This window comes from Luteibacter sp. PvP120, from assembly GCF_054055715.1.
In genome coordinates this window covers 124,116-138,922 of record NZ_JBSRXP010000008.1, presented here as the reverse complement: position 1 = coordinate 138,922, position 14,807 = coordinate 124,116, and the positions used below count along the sequence as shown (strand labels likewise).

The 14,807-nt window shown below is 66.4% G+C and carries 13 protein-coding genes and 1 tRNA gene; 10 read left to right on the top strand and 4 right to left on the bottom strand.

Going from position 1 to position 14,807, the window contains the following annotated elements; translation table 11 throughout:
- Positions 1–304 precede the first annotated feature (304 nt).
- Positions 305–535, top strand: coding sequence for a hypothetical protein (locus ACVKN3_RS16155; protein WP_354516496.1), 231 nt, complete (start codon positions 305–307; stop codon positions 533–535).
- A gap of 121 nt (positions 536–656) precedes the next feature.
- Here the strand turns inward: ACVKN3_RS16155 and fdxA are convergent, their stop codons facing one another.
- Both fdxA and ACVKN3_RS16145 read right to left on the bottom strand, forming a co-directional pair.
- Positions 657–980, bottom strand: a complete 324-nt coding sequence (gene fdxA, locus ACVKN3_RS16150; protein ID WP_354516494.1) for a ferredoxin FdxA — start codon at positions 978–980, stop codon at positions 657–659.
- A gap of 29 nt (positions 981–1,009) precedes the next feature.
- Positions 1,010–1,085, bottom strand: a tRNA-Glu gene (locus ACVKN3_RS16145).
- A 210-nt stretch (positions 1,086–1,295) separates the two neighbouring features.
- Between ACVKN3_RS16145 and pcnB the strand changes: the two genes are divergently transcribed.
- The 7 genes from pcnB (at position 1,296) to ACVKN3_RS16110 (ending at position 8,307) form a co-directional block, all read left to right on the top strand.
- Positions 1,296–2,630 (top strand): polynucleotide adenylyltransferase PcnB, encoded by a 1,335-nt coding sequence (gene pcnB / locus ACVKN3_RS16140; RefSeq protein ID WP_456992096.1) that lies wholly within the window; start codon positions 1,296–1,298, stop codon positions 2,628–2,630.
- Positions 2,627–3,124 carry a 2-amino-4-hydroxy-6-hydroxymethyldihydropteridine diphosphokinase gene (folK, locus tag ACVKN3_RS16135; RefSeq protein ID WP_285401178.1) on the top strand — a complete coding sequence of 166 codons (498 nt, stop codon included), beginning with the start codon at positions 2,627–2,629 and terminating at the stop codon, positions 3,122–3,124. Before pcnB ends, folK begins: the two co-directional genes overlap by 4 nt.
- Before the next feature lie 55 nt (positions 3,125–3,179).
- Positions 3,180–4,007 (top strand): 3-methyl-2-oxobutanoate hydroxymethyltransferase, encoded by an 828-nt coding sequence (panB, locus tag ACVKN3_RS16130; protein ID WP_285401176.1) that lies wholly within the window; start codon positions 3,180–3,182, stop codon positions 4,005–4,007.
- A 9-nt stretch (positions 4,008–4,016) separates the two neighbouring features.
- Positions 4,017–4,862: a pantoate--beta-alanine ligase gene (panC, locus tag ACVKN3_RS16125; RefSeq protein ID WP_354516491.1), complete on the top strand. Its 846-nt coding sequence runs from the start codon at positions 4,017–4,019 to the stop codon at positions 4,860–4,862.
- Between the two features lie 138 nt (positions 4,863–5,000).
- Positions 5,001–5,381, top strand: a complete 381-nt coding sequence (gene panD / locus ACVKN3_RS16120) for an aspartate 1-decarboxylase (RefSeq protein WP_036142722.1) — start codon at positions 5,001–5,003, stop codon at positions 5,379–5,381.
- A gap of 118 nt (positions 5,382–5,499) precedes the next feature.
- Positions 5,500–7,134, top strand: a complete 1,635-nt coding sequence (gene pgi, locus ACVKN3_RS16115; RefSeq protein WP_285401171.1) for a glucose-6-phosphate isomerase — start codon at positions 5,500–5,502, stop codon at positions 7,132–7,134.
- Between the two features lie 165 nt (positions 7,135–7,299).
- Entirely contained in the window at positions 7,300–8,307 is a 1,008-nt protein-coding gene (locus ACVKN3_RS16110; RefSeq protein WP_285401169.1) for a hypothetical protein, read from the top strand.
- 14 nt (positions 8,308–8,321) lie between these two features.
- On the opposite strand, the gene parE is transcribed toward ACVKN3_RS16110, so the two are convergent.
- Complete coding sequence (gene parE / locus ACVKN3_RS16105) at positions 8,322–10,211, bottom strand: DNA topoisomerase IV subunit B (protein WP_354516488.1); 1,890 nt, start codon at positions 10,209–10,211, stop codon at positions 8,322–8,324.
- Between the two features lie 167 nt (positions 10,212–10,378).
- Complete coding sequence (locus tag ACVKN3_RS16100) at positions 10,379–12,178, bottom strand: aminopeptidase P family protein (RefSeq protein ID WP_354516486.1); 1,800 nt, start codon at positions 12,176–12,178, stop codon at positions 10,379–10,381.
- A gap of 104 nt (positions 12,179–12,282) precedes the next feature.
- Here ACVKN3_RS16100 and ACVKN3_RS16095 point away from each other — a divergent pair, with 104 nt between their 5' ends.
- Both ACVKN3_RS16095 and kdsA read left to right on the top strand, forming a co-directional pair.
- Positions 12,283–13,962: a CTP synthase gene (locus ACVKN3_RS16095; protein ID WP_285401162.1), complete on the top strand. Its 1,680-nt coding sequence runs from the start codon at positions 12,283–12,285 to the stop codon at positions 13,960–13,962.
- The gene (kdsA, locus tag ACVKN3_RS16090) at positions 13,959–14,789 is read left to right on the top strand and encodes a 3-deoxy-8-phosphooctulonate synthase (RefSeq protein ID WP_285401160.1); all 831 of its coding nucleotides are present in this window, start codon (positions 13,959–13,961) and stop codon (positions 14,787–14,789) included. Before ACVKN3_RS16095 ends, kdsA begins: the two co-directional genes overlap by 4 nt.
- Positions 14,790–14,807 lie beyond the last annotated feature (18 nt).

The following is a 14,807-nucleotide window of genomic DNA, read 5'->3' as shown; positions in this document are numbered from 1 at the left end:
CCACCTCCGCCGGAAAATAGCGACGACGCGCTTGCGTTGTCGCACGACGAGGAAGGTGCGTTGGTCGTGAGCAAGGAAGCGCAACGCTTCAACGAGACATATCCCGATTGTGATCGCAGTGCGAACAAGCCTGTGTTTCTGTGCTCAGGCATTATTTTTCGTGGCACGGCTTACTCGCCGTCCTACCATGTGTGGGTTCCCAATCCCTTCAACCCCCAAGGGGACGGTGTGTCGTTTTCCTATCTACGGCAGGGCGCGACATTCTCCAAGCGCCATGGGAGCACTGGGAGCCGAATCGTTTGCGGTGCAGAACGAGTTGATCATCGGCAGCTGGAAAGACAGGCCCGACGCGATCGGGATCGAAGCATTCTTTTATCTGGGTCAGAGTAAGGGCTTGGCGGATGCGCAGGCCGTGCAGCGTGATTTCTACCTCACGGTAGGTGTATGGCGTCCCATTGTGCGCATGACCTTGCCCCGCACGATGGGTGCAAGCGTGACGTTCAGCTACGTCTCCTCGGAACAGGGTGTTCGCTGAGGGAAATGCGATGCGAAGGACCATGGGGCGACTAACGAGGTGACACTGACGGAGGCCTTGGAGCGCCGATAGCTCGCCTCTGCCTGGGGCTAAGTCGCTCGCCACGGGGGGGCGGGTCGCCTCAGCGCTGGATCAGGTCGATCTTGCCCGGCTTGCCTTCCCAGTCCTTGGCGTCCGGAAGGCCGTCCTTGCGCTCGGTGATCACCTTCCACTCTTTCGAGAGTTCGGCATTGAGCTTGACGAACGCCTCCTGGCCCGCGGGGACATCGTCCTCGGGGTAGATGGCGTTGATCGGGCATTCCGGCTCGCAGAGGGTGCAGTCGATGCACTCGTCCGGATTGATGACCAGGAAGTTCGGGCCCTCGTGGAACGCATCCACCGGGCACACCTCGACACAGTCCGTATACTTGCACTTGATGCAGTTGTCAGTAACGACAAAGGTCATGCGGACAGGTTATGCGCCGAGAAGGAAAGTGGTGCTCCCTACGAGGTTCGAACTCGTGTTCCAGCCTTGAGAGGGCCGTGTCCTAGACCACTAGACGAAGGGAGCGGGTCGTACTCGGGGTACGAAGCGCGCTAGTATAGCCAAATTCCGGCTGTCGGCAACGGTTTTCTAGCCCGCTCGTCGGACGGGGTCTAATTCGTTACATTTGACCCATTCATCCCGACACCGGTTGCCGGTGGGGGCAGCCACTTGCTCGGACGCGGACGCGTTCGCCAGGACCAAGACCGCTTGAATCCCGAAACCAGGAATGAGGTCGTGCCGAAGCTTCGCGTCATTCCGCGCGACCAGCACGCCATTTCCCGCAAGAACATCAGCAAGGCCGCCCTGCGCGTGCTTTACCGACTCCACGACGCGGGCTTCGCGGCGTTCCTGGTCGGCGGCGCCGTGCGCGACCTGCTGCTGGGCGGCCACCCCAAGGACTTCGACGTGGCTACAGACGCCACGCCCGACGAGGTCAAGGGGCTGTTCCGCAACTGCCGCCTGATCGGCCGGCGCTTCCGGCTGGCCCATGTCGTGTTCGGCCCCGAGATCATCGAGGTGGCCACGTTCCGCGGCACGGGCGAGGAGGGCGGTGAGGGCGATCGCCATATCGTCGACGGCCGGATCGTCCGCGACAATATCTGGGGCACCATCGAGGAAGACGCCATCCGGCGCGACTTCCGGGTCAATGCGCTGTACTACGACATCGCCGACTTCAGCGTGCGCGATTTCGTCGGCGGCATGCAGGACCTGGACGACCGGAGCATGCGCCTGATCGGCGATCCGGAACTGCGCTACCGGGAGGACCCGGTACGCATGCTGCGCGCCGCCCGCCTCGCGGCCAAGCTCGACTTCACGATCGATGCCGCCGCCGCGGCGCCGTTCGCCACGCTGGGCAACCTGCTGACGGAAGCCGCGCCGGCACGCCTGTTCGACGAGTCGCTCAAGATGTTCCTCGGCGGCCACGGCTTGAAGAGCTTCAAGATGCTCGAGGGCTGCGGCCTGCTGAAGTTCTTGTTCCCGGCCACGGCGCGCGCGCTGGAGCGCGGCGACCACGCCTTGCGCTCGCTGGTCGAGCAGGGGTTGGCCAACACCGATGCCCGTATCGCGGAGGGCAAGTCGGTCACGCCGGCATTCCTCTATGCCGTGCTGCTGTGGGGCGAGGTGCGCGACCAGGCCCATGGGTGGATCGCCCAGGGCTATGACGCCAACGAGGCCTGGCAGCTTGCTGCCGTGCGCGTGGTCGGTGAACAGTGCCAGCGCGTGGCGATCCCGCGTCGCTTCACGCTCACGATGGAAGAGATCTGGTCGCTGCAGCCGCGGTTCGAGCAGATCCACCGCAAGCGTGTATTCCGCCTGATGTCGCACCCGCGTTTCCGTGCGGCCTTCGACTTCCTGCTCCTGCGTGCCTATGAATCCGAGGGCATGCGCGAACTCGGTGAGTGGTGGGCGCACGCCCAGCAGCTCCCGCCGGAAATGCTCGCCGCGGCCCTGGGCGGCGGTGGCGTGCCGGCGCACGAACCCGCCGCATCGTCGGGCGCCCCGGCCCGCAAGCGTCGTCGGCGGCGCAAGCCCACCGGGCGCGGCAAGGGTGGCTCGGGCGACGCGTGAGCGCCACGGCCTTCATCGGCCTGGGCGGCAACCTCGGCGATGTGTGCACCCGGCTGCACGCCGCCATCGCTGCACTGGACGCGTCGCCTGGCCTGCGCGTCACCGGGCGATCGCGGTTGTTCAGCACGCCGCCGTGGGGGCAGCTGGACCAGCCGGACTTCGTCAACGCGGCGATCGCCGTTTCCACGACGCTCACGCCCCACGCCCTGCTGGATACGCTGCTTTCGGTCGAACAGGCCTTCGGGCGCGTGCGCGAGGGCGAACGCTGGGGCCCGCGCACGCTCGACCTGGATCTGCTGGCGTTCGGTGACGCCACGATCGCCGACGACAGGCTGACGGTGCCCCACCCGCGCATGACGGAGCGTGCCTTCGTTCTCCTTCCCCTGGCGGATATCGCGCCCGCCGCCGTGCTGCCCGGGCTCGGGTGCGTATCGCATCTGCTCAAGGCGGTCGATACCACCGGGTGCCGGGCCCTTCCATTGGTGGTTCCTTGACTTCACACCGCCTGGGCGGACAATCCCACCTTTCCCGCGGCAAGACGAGAACAGCGTGTACGTCGAAAAAACGAGTGCGCCGGCACGCAAGCCGGTGACCGTGCCGGGCCTGAGGGCGATGAAAGCCGAAGGTCGGAAGATCGTGATGCTCACCGCCTACGATGCCAGCTTCGCCGCGCAGCTGGAAAGCGCCGGGGTCGATGTGGCCCTCGTGGGCGATTCGCTCGGCATGGTGGTGCAGGGGCGCGCCAGCACGCTGCCGGTCACCGTCGACGAGATGGTCTACCACACGGCCGCCGCCGCCCGCGGCCTGGCGGCGACGCTGCTGGTCGCCGACCTTCCCTTCATGAGCGATCGCGACATCGACACCGCGATGGAGGCCGCCGCGCGCCTGGTCGGGCAGGGCGGTGCGGCCATGGTCAAGATCGAAGGGGCCGGACGCGTCTGTGCCATCATCTCGGCGCTGGCGGAGCGCGACATACCCGTGTGCAGCCACCTCGGCCTCACCCCCCAGTCGGTCAACCGCTTCGGTGGCTACAAGGTGCAGGGCAAGACCCGGGAAGCCGCCGACAAGCTTCTGGCCGACGCGCAGGCGGTGGAGGCGGCCGGTGCCGACCTGCTGGTGCTCGAATGCGTACCCTCGGTGCTGGCGAAGCGGATCACCGAGGCGCTGACTATTCCGGTTATCGGCATCGGCGCGGGGGTGGACTGCGATGGCCAGGTGCTGGTGGTGTACGACCTGCTGGGCCTCACCCCGGGCAAGCGTCCCAAATTTTCCAAGGATTTCCTCGCCGGACGCGATTCCATCCAGGGTGCCATCGCCGCCTACGTCGCCGACGTGCGCGAACGGCGCTTTCCCGGCGCCGAACACAGTTTTACCTGAGGACACCCGATGCAGACCGTTACCGATGCCGCCGCGCTCCGCGCCACCGTACGCGGCTGGCGCTCCGCCGGCCAGAACGTCGGCTTCGTGCCCACCATGGGCAATCTCCACGCGGGCCATCACTCGCTGCTGAAGCTGGCGCGCGCCCGTGCCGACCGCGTCGTCGCCAGCGTGTTCGTCAATCCGACCCAGTTCGGGCCGGGCGAGGATTTCGAGCGCTATCCGCGCACGCTCGCCCAGGACCAGGCCGGCCTGGCCGAGGCGGGCTGCGACGTGCTGTTCGCCCCGGAGGTGTCGACGCTCTATCCGTTCGGTGCCGCCGCCAGCGTGAGCATCCATGTGCCGGTCGTCACCGACACGCTGGAAGGTGCGCACCGCCCGGGCCATTTCGACGGCGTGGCGACCGTGGTGGCCAAGCTCTTCAGCCTGGTGCAGCCGGACCTGGCCGTGTTCGGCCAGAAGGATTTCCAGCAGCTGAAGGTGATCGAGCGGATGGTCGCCGACCTTTCGTTGTCGGTGAAGGTCATGTCCGCACCCACGCTGCGCGACGACGATGGCCTGGCCCTGAGCTCGCGCAACCAGTACCTGTCGTCGCAGGAGCGGGCACGGGCGCCGCAGATCCACGCCACCCTGGTGCAGATGAAGGACCTGTTCGCCCAGGGCCATAGCTGGCAGGCGCTGGAGCAGGCCGCCAGGGCGCGGCTCGAGCGGGCCGGTTTCGTGCCCGATTACGTCGCCATCCGCCGCGCCGACGACCTCGCCGAGCCGGCGCCGGAGCAGCGCGAAGGCCTGATCGCCCTGGTGGCCGCCCGCCTGGGCGGCACACGCCTGATCGACAATCTCGTCTTCGACTGATTCCCTTCACAAACGGGGACTTGCGTTTCCGCGCGTGGTCCCCCATAAAGCGCTCCGACAGAGGAAGCCTACGCGACGGACGGGCCACCCTCCGTTAGAATGGGCGTTTTTGCAGCCACCCATCCCCCAGAGACCGCCATGCAGCTCAACATGCTCAAGTGCAAGATCCACCGCGCCACGGTGACTCACGCCGAGCTGAACTACGAAGGTTCGATCGCCATCGACGGCAACCTGCTCGACGCCGCGGGTATCCGCGAGTACGAGCAGATCCATGCCTGGAACATCAGCAACGGCGAGCGCTTCGTCACCTACGCGCTGCGCGCGGACGAGGGCTCGGGCATCCTCTCGGTCAACGGTAGCGCCGCGCGTCGCGTCTCCGTGGGCGACCTGGTGATCGTCGCCGCGTTCGCCAGCCTGTCCGAGGCTGAAATGGCCAAGTACAAGCCCGACCTGGTCTACGTCGATGCGCACAACCGCATCACGCACACCAACCATTCGATCCCCAAGCAGGCAGCGTGAAGCCTGGGCGTCGTCGCACGATCCTGCGGCGGCGCCTGTAACACATCCACACAATCCGCCCACGCTGCACTGCGGTAAGATCGGGGTTCCCCCTTTCCGTTGCAGCCAAGTGGAAGCCATGGACTCAAAGCACCCCCGCCTGCCCTCGTTCGAGGAGCACGCCTCCCGCCTCGCCAAGACCACGCTACGCGAACTCGTCCAGGACGATGCCCGTGGTGAGCGCCTGCGTCGGCGCATGGGCCCCATTCTCCTCGACGCCTCCCGCCAGAAGCTCGACGTGGCGGCGCTCGACGCCGTCGGCGAGTACATCGAAAGCACCGGCTGGAAAGCCGCGCGCGACGCGATGTTCGAAGGCAAGCACATCAACACGTCCGAAGACCGCGCGGTGCTGCATACGGCCCTGCGTGGCGGTACCTCGCGTCACCCCGCGGCACCGGCCGATGTCCGCAAGGAGGTCGCCGATGCGCTGGACAAGATGGAGAAGCTGGTCAACGCCGTACACAAGGGTGACGGCGAGTCGGTCGGCCTGATCGGCGGCGTCACCGATGTGGTCAACATCGGCATCGGTGGTTCGGATCTCGGGCCGCGCCTGGCCGTGCACGCCCTCGAACAGTTCCATGTCGAAGGCATCCGCAGCCACTTCCTCACCAACGTCGACGGGCAGGCCGCCTACGACCTGATGAAGAAGCTCGATCCCGCCCACACGCTGGTGATCCTGGTCTCCAAGAGCTTCAATACGCAGGAAACCCTGCTGAACGGCGGCGTGTTCCGCAACTGGATACTCAAGGCCAACGGTGGCGACGAAGCGAAGACGTCGAAGCATTTCATCGCCGTGAGCTCCAACGACGAGGCCGTGCACAAGTGGGGCGCCTCGCAGGTGCTGCCGATGTGGGACTACGTGGGCGGTCGCTACTCGTTGTGGTCGGCGGTGGGCGCGTCGATCGCGTTCGCCATCGGCATGAACGGTTTCCGTGATCTCCTGTCCGGTGCCGCGGAAGCGGACGACCATTTCCGCACGGCGGCATGGAAGGACAACCTTCCGGTCCTGCTGGCCATCGCCGAGGTCTGGAATCGCAACATCCTCGGTACCACCAGTCGCGCCGTGATCCCCTACGTGGATTCGCTTGCCGACCTTCCGTCCTACCTGCAGCAGCTGGAGATGGAAAGCCTGGGCAAGCACGTGCACCCGTCCGACGGCAGCGAAGTGGCGGGCAAGACGGTCCCGGTGGTCTGGGGCAGCATCGGTACGAATGCGCAGCACGCCTATTTTCAGGCGTTGCACCAGGGTACCGATGTGGTGCCCCTGGAATTCATCGGCCTGGTCAAGCCGGCGCATCCGCTGCGCGAGAACCAGGATGTGCTGACCGCCAACCTGCTGGCGCAGGCCGCTGCGTTGTCCCTGGGCAAGACGTTCGAAGAAGCCCTGGCCGAAGCGAAGACCGGCACCGAAGACGAGCGTCGCGCCCTGGCGGCGCAGCGCACCTTCAAGGGCGATCGCCCCAGCACCGTGTTCATGCTCGACTCGCTCACGCCGCATTCGCTCGGTGCGCTGATCGCGCTGTACGAGCACAAGGTGTTTCTGCTGGGTCACCTGTGGGGGATCAACGCATTCGACCAGTGGGGCGTCGAGCTGGGCAAGGTCATCGCCAAGCAGATCTACCCCTCGCTGAGCAACGACAAGGATGCCGGCGACCTGTCCCAGTTCGACGCTGCAACGCGCGCTCTGATCGAGGCGATTCGTAGTCGTCGCTAGGCGCAGGGCCGCCGCGGCGTCACGCGGCAAGGTGCGAATGAAAAGGCCTGGCATTGCCAGGCCTTTTTCGTTGCCGGAAAACGACAGGTCGCACCTACGTCCACTGGCTGATTGTTCGACGCCGAGGTAAACGAGATAGTCCCCCTCTACAGGGAGACATACGCTATGGAATGGCTGACTACTCGTCGAGCGATCCTTTTTTTACTGGGTACATGCCTTGCCGGCTGTGCCACGCACCCAGCCACCCCTGTGCCGGAGCGGGCATCGAACCAGGCGTTATCGAGTTATGGCGCGGTCGCGCCGTCCGCAACGGTTCGGGAAGCCGGCCCCGTCGTCCTGCAACACATTCAGCAGCGTTACGGCGAGACCGGTGTGGGTGATTGCCGCCCCTACGCTGAAGCGCAGTTCCTGTGCTCGGGCATCCTGATGCGGGCAACGGCGTTTTCCACCGCCTACCGTTCGTGGTTGCCCAACCCGGCCACGGCGAGCTGGGGCATATCGTTCTCCTGGCTTCGGCGCGACTCGGACTTTCCGGAGAACTACCCGTCAGGCAACGGCTTTATCGTCTACCCGCAAAACGTCGCCGATCAGTGGGGCGACTACCATCTGGACGTCGCCTGTATCTATCCGCGTGACGCCTGGACGGGCGCCCCGAGGCGCTGCACCACGCACCGGGCCACGTGCCAGACACTCGGGATAACGACGGCGGAGCAGTGGTTGGCTAAGGGCTACAACGATGACGAAAACCAGTGTGCGTTCAACGTCGACCGGACGCGGGATGACCAGAACCAGTCGTGGAATCAGGTAAAGATCATCCGCGACCGGCTCAATGGCATGGGCTACCTGTTCGCCCGCAACGAAGTGGTCCTCAAGGAGTGGCCTCAGGACGTCGGCGCCAGAATGCCGGTCGAGGCGTTTTTCTATCGGGACAACTGCTTTGCGACGGACACGCGCAGGCACGTCAGGTTCGCAGCCGATACGGACGCGAGCGGGAAGGGCGTGTGCAATCCAGCGACCATCGCCGCGCAGCGTGCTGAGATCGCAAGGAAAGACCAGGCGGATTTCGTCGTGCACACCGGCCGGTGGGTGCCCATCATTCGCTGGACCCCGACCGTGAACTCGACCGTCAGGGCCACCTTCCGCTACATCGAGTCAGATCAGGGGCCCAAGTAAGGCATGCGGGGCGATCAGACTTCCAGCGTCGCCAGGTCGCCCTTTTCTTCCAGCCACTGCTTGCGGTCGCCCGCGCGCTTCTTGGCCAGCAGCATGTCCATCAGCTTGGCGGTGCCGTCGTCGGTATCGATGGTCAGCTGGACGAGGCGGCGGGTGTCCGGATGCACGGTCGATTCTCGCAGCTGCGCCGGGTTCATCTCGCCCAGTCCCTTGAAGCGCGTGACGCTGACGGCACCCTTCATCTTCTCCCGCTCGACCTTTTCCAGCATCAGGCGCTTCTCTTCCTCGTCCAGGCAATAGAACACCTGCTTGCCCACATCGACGCGGAACAGGGGCGGCATGGCGACGAACACGTGGCCTTCGATGACCAGGCTGGGGAAGTGACGCAGGAACAGCGCCGAAAGCAGGGTGGCGATGTGCAGGCCGTCGGAGTCCGCGTCGGCCAGGATCACTACCTTGCCGTAACGCAGGCCGGAGAGGTCGTCCTTGCCGGGGTCGCAACCGATGGCCACGGCAAGGTCGTGGACTTCCTGCGAGGCGAGCACGGCGGTGGACTCGACTTCCCAGGTGTTGAGGATCTTGCCGCGCAGCGGCAGGATCGCCTGGAAATCCTTGTCACGCGCCTGCTTGGCCGAACCGCCGGCGGAATCGCCCTCGACCAGGAAGATCTCGGTGCGGGTGAGGTCGGTGGAGGCGCAGTCGGCCAGCTTGCCGGGCAGGGCGGGGCCGGAGGTGATCTTCTTGCGGACCACCTGCTTGGCCGCCTTGAGGCGCGCGCTGGCACGCTCGATGGCGAGCTGGGCGATCTTCTCGCCCAGGTCCACGTGCTGGTTCAGCCACAGGCTGAAGGCATCGTGCACCACCCCTTCGACAATGCCGGCGGCGGCGCGCGAGGACAGGCGTTCCTTGGTCTGGCCGGCGAACTGGGCGTCCTGCAGCTTCACGCTGAGCACGAAGGCCAGGCGCTCCCAGACGTCTTCCGGCGCCAGCTTCACGCCGCGCGGCAGCAGGTTGCGCAGGTCGCAGAACTCGCGGATGGCGTTGGTCAGCCCCGAGCGCAGGCCGTTGACGTGGGTGCCCCCCTGCGCGGTGGGAATCAGGTTGACGTAGCTTTCCTGCACCAGGTCGCCTTCCGGCAGCCAGGCCAGGGCGACGTCCAGCGCATCGGTCTCGCGCGAGAAATGCTTGACGAACAGCTGCGGGGGCAGCGCCTCGGCGCCCTGCAACTCGCCGCGCAGGTAGTCGGGCAGGCCGTCCTCGAAGTACCACTCGGTCGTTTCGCCGGAGGCCTCGTCGTGCAGGCGCACGGTGAGGCCGGCGCAGAGCACGGCCTTGGCGCGCAGCAGGTGCTTGAGCTTGGAGACCAGGATCTTCGGCGTATCGAAGTACTTCGCGTCCGGCCAGAAGCGCAGCGTGGTGCCGGTCTTCTTCTTCGGCACGGTGCCGATGACTTCCAGGTCGCTGGCCCGGTCGCCGTCGGCGAAGCTCATCCGGTATTCCTGGCCCTCGCGGCGGATGGTGACATCCACGCGATTGGACAGCGCGTTGACCACGGAAACGCCCACGCCGTGCAGGCCGCCGGAGAAGGCGTAGTTCTTGTTGGAGAACTTGCCGCCCGCATGCAGTCGCGTGAGGATCAGCTCGATGCCCGGCACCTTCTCTTCCGGGTGGATATCCACCGGCATGCCGCGGCCGTCGTCGGTGACTTCCACCGAGCCGTCGTTGAAGACGGTGACCTCGATGGTCTTGGCATGGCCCGCCAGGGCCTCGTCCACCGAGTTGTCGATGACCTCCTGCGCCAGGTGGTTCGGCCGGGAGGTGTCGGTGTACATGCCCGGGCGGCGCTTGACCGGGTCAAGCCCGCTGAGGACTTCGATGTCTGAGGCGTTATAACGAGTATTCATCAGGTATCACCCTTCGTAGCCACCCAGCATGGAATAGCCCCGCTACACGGTCAAGGTAGGAGCGCACGATGTGCGCGAAAAGCCAACGGAGCGTTGAAGCCGTAACCTCACCGCACCCCCATCGCGCACATCGTGCGCTCCTACACCGGGATGTGACGTGCGGCGCCTCAAACCGGCGCGCAATGCCACTCCAGCCACGCCCGGTCCTCACCCTCCAGCAACGGTGACAGCGCCGCCCGCACGGTGGCGTGGTAATCGTCCAGCCAGGCACGCTCGGACGGCTCCAGCAGGCGCGGTTCCAGGCCGCGACGATCGAACGGGCAGAGCGTCAACGTTTCAAAGGCGAAGAAATCACCGAACTCCGTGCTATCGGCCTGGGTCACCACGGCCAGGTTCTCGTGGCGGATGCCGTGACGGCCGGGCTTGTAGAGGCCGGGCTCGATCGAGGTGATCATCCCGGTCTCCAGGGGCACAAGGGCGCCGCCGGCCACGGGCGGGCGGATGCCGTGCGGCCCCTCGTGCACGTTGAGGAAATAGCCCACGCCGTGACCGGTGCCGTGGCCGAAGTCCATGCCGGCCGCCCACAACGGCGCCCGGGCCAGCGCGTCCAGCTGCGGACCGCTGGCGCCCTTGGGGAAGCGGGCGCGAGACAGGCCGATCATGCCCTTGAGCACGAGGGTCGAGTCCCGGCGCTGCTCGTCGGTGACCGGGCCCAGGGCCAGCACGCGGGTGATATCCGTGGTGCCGCCCAGGTACTGGCCGCCGGAATCGATCAGCAGCAGGCCTTTTGTCGCCAGCGGACTGAACTGTGCTTCGGTGGCGCGGTAGTGGGGCAGGGCACCGTTCGCCTGGTAACCGGCGATGGTGGAAAAGCTTTCGCCGACGAACCCGGCTTGTGCCGCGCGCGCCTCGCGCACGATCGTGTCGACGTCCAGTTCCGTGAGCGGCTCGCCGGCCAGCAGGCCGGTTTCGATACGGCGGAAGGCGCGGGCCAGCGCGGCCCCGTCACGACGCATGACGTCGCGGATATGGTCGAGCTCCTCCGGCGTCTTTCGCGCCTTTTGCGCCGTGGACGGCGCCGCGGCACGTACCTGCCTGACGGACGAGGGCAGGCCCTCCAGCAGTGCGACGACGACCCTGGCCGGATCGACGAGCAGCACGGCATGCTCGGGGAGGGCGGCCAGCGCGGAGGCAGCGGTCGAGTAGTCGGCAAGCGCGATGCCGTCGGCAGCCAGCGCCGCCTTGATGTCCGCGGGCACCTTGGCCGCGTCGATGAACAGCGTGGCCCGCTCCTCCGCGATCAGCAGGTGGGCCAGGAACACCGGGTTGTAGTCGACGTCCCCACCGCGGAGGTTGGTCAGCCAGGCGATGTCGTCCAGGCTCGAGACAACGTGATGCGTGGCGCCTGCGCGACGCATGGCCGTGCGCACATGGCGGAACTTGTCGGCGCGGTCGACGGCGGCGAACGGGGGCCGGTGGGCGAAAACCGGCGCGTCCGGACGACCCGGGCGCTCCGGCCAGGCAACGGCAGGCAGGTCGAGGTCGGTGCGCAGCGTCGCGCCCACCGCCGCCAGCCGCTTGGCCAGCCCTTCGGCACCCGCCAGCGACAGGCTGTCACCCGCCACGGCCACGGTATCGCCTGCGCCGACCTGCTCGACCAGCCAGCCGACATGTTCCGGCGTGTGCGCCACGTTCAGTTTCATCAGGGGCAGGCCGCTGCCGGCCAGTTCGGCCTCTGCCTGAGAGAAGTACCGGGAATCGGTCCACACGCCGCCGCCGCTGGCGGTGACCACCAGGGTGCCGGACGACCCGGTAAAGCCCGAAAACCACTCCCGGGCCTGCCAGCGCGGGGGCAGGTACTCGGAGAGGTGCGGGTCGGCCGTGGGCACGACGACGGCGGCGATGCCTGCGTGGGCCATGGCGGCGCGCAGGGCCTGGAGACGGGCGGGGATGGGCGTATCGGTCATTTCGCCATGGTAAAGCCAAGGCGGCCGCACGGCACGTTCATCGTGCCCCTCGCGAGTGGGGGCACACTTGGGTAAAATACCGGTTTCCAGCACTGGCTGCTCGCATGACTCCCCTGATTTTCGTCACCGGCGGTGTGGTGTCTTCCCTCGGGAAGGGCATCGCAGCGGCGTCGCTCGCGTCCATTCTCGAGGCGCGGGGTCTCTCCGTCACCATGATGAAGCTCGACCCGTACATCAACGTGGACCCGGGCACCATGAGTCCCTTCCAGCATGGCGAGGTCTACGTCACCGACGACGGTGCCGAGACCGACCTGGACCTGGGCCACTACGAGCGCTTCGTCCGTACCCGTCTCACCGGCAAGAACTCCATCACCGCCGGCAAGATCTACGAATCGGTGATCCGCAAGGAGCGCCGCGGTGACTACCTCGGCGCCACCGTGCAGGTCATCCCGCACATCACCGACGAGATCAAGCACTCCATCCACGAGGCGACCCGCGGCTACGACGTGGCGCTGGTCGAGGTGGGCGGCACCGTGGGCGACATCGAATCGCTGCCCTTCCTCGAGGCCATCCGCCAGCTGCGCATCGAGCACGGCGCGGAAAAGTGCATGTTCGTGCACCTCACCCTGGTGCCGTATATCAAGGCCGCCGGCGAGATCAAGACCAAGCCCACCCAGCATTCGGTGAAGGAACTGCGCTCCATCGGCATCCAGGCCGACGTGCTGCTGTGCCGCTGTGAGGAACCGCTGCCGGACGCGGAGCGCCACAAGATCGCGCTGTTCACCAACGTGCCCAAGAACGCCGTCATCAGCACCATCGACGTCGACGTCATCTATAAGCTGCCCATGTGGCTGCATGAGCAGGGCCTGGACGAGCTGGTCATCAAGCGCCTCGGCCTCGATGCCGGCCCGGCCGACCTCTCCAGCTGGGTGCGCACGGTGGAAGCCGTCGAACACCCGCGCGACGAGGTCAACATCGCCATCGTCGGCAAGTACGTCGAGCACAAGGACGCCTACAAGTCGCTCGCGGAGGCCCTGCGCCACGGCGGCATCAACCAGACCACGCGGGTCAACCTCAACTGGGTGGATTCCGAGGATGTCGAGGCCCGCGGCGCGCGCACGGTCCTGGGCGATGCGGATGCCATCCTGGTGCCCGGCGGCTTCGGCAAGCGCGGTTTCGAGGGCAAGATCCTCGCCGCGCAGTTCGCCCGCGAGACCGGCGTGCCGTACTTCGGCATCTGCTACGGCATGCATGCCGCCGTGGTTGAATTCGCCCGCAACACGGCGGGGCTTACACAGGCCGATTCCAGCGAGAACGACCGCAACACGCCCGATCCGGTGATCGCCCTCATCACCGAGTGGACCACCGCCACCGGCGAGACGGAAACCCGCAGCGAGCGCTCCGACCTCGGCGGCACCATGCGCCTGGGCGCGCAGGAATGCCGCCTCAAGGCCGGCACGCTGGCCCGCGAGCTGTACGGCGAGGACGTGGTGCGCGAGCGCCATCGCCACCGTTACGAGTTCAACAACCGCTACCGCCAGTCCTTCGAAGACCTGGGCCTGGTGATCTCGGGCAAGTCGATGGACGACCTGCTGGTCGAGATCGTCGAACTGCCGCGCCATGTGCATCCGTGGTTCCTGGGTTGCCAGGCGCATCCGGAATTCACCTCCACCCCGCGCGAGGGCCATCCGCTGTTCATCGGCTTCGTCCGCGCCGCCCGTGAATACAAGGCCGTGCGCGAAGGCGAACGGCTCGCCACCCGTTCCGAGGAGTCCGCTGCATGAAGCTTTGTGGTTTCGATGCTGGCCTCGACCAGCCGCTGTTCCTGATCGCCGGCCCGTGCGTCATCGAGTCGATGCAACTCCAGCTGGATGTTGCCGGCAAGCTGAAGGAGATCACCGGTCGCCTCGGCATCAACTTCATCTTCAAGTCCAGCTTCGACAAGGCCAACCGCTCGTCCGGCGGCAGCTTCCGTGGCCCCGGTGTCGAGGAAGGCCTCAAGGTGCTGGAGGCCGTGAAGCGCCAGATCGGCGTGCCGGTCATCACCGATGTGCACGAATACACCCCGATGAACGAGGTGGCCGCCGTGGTCGACGTGCTGCAGACCCCGGCCTTCCTCTGCCGCCAGACCGACTTCATCCAGAACGTCGCGAAGGCCGGCAAGCCGGTCAACATCAAGAAGGGCCAGTTCCTCGCCCCCTGGGACATGAAGAACGTCGTGCAGAAGGCGTTCGACGTGGGCAATCACGACATCCTGGTGTGCGAGCGCGGCGCCAGCTTCGGCTACAACAACCTCGTGTCGGACATGCGCTCGCTCGCGGTCATGCGCGAGACGAACTGCCCGGTGGTGTTCGACGCCACGCATTCGGTGCAGTTGCCGGGCGGGCAGGGCACCACGTCGGGCGGCCAGCGCGAGTTCGTGCCCGTGCTGGCGCGTGCAGCCGTCGCCGTCGGCGTGGCCGGCCTGTTCGCGGAAACCCACCCGGATCCGTCCAAGGCGCTGAGCGACGGTCCCAACGCGTGGCCGCTCGACCAGATGGAAGAACTGCTCGAGACGCTCATGGAACTGGACGGCGCCGTCAAGCGCCGCGGTTTCGCCAACCACGCCTGATGCGCATGCGCCGGGGTA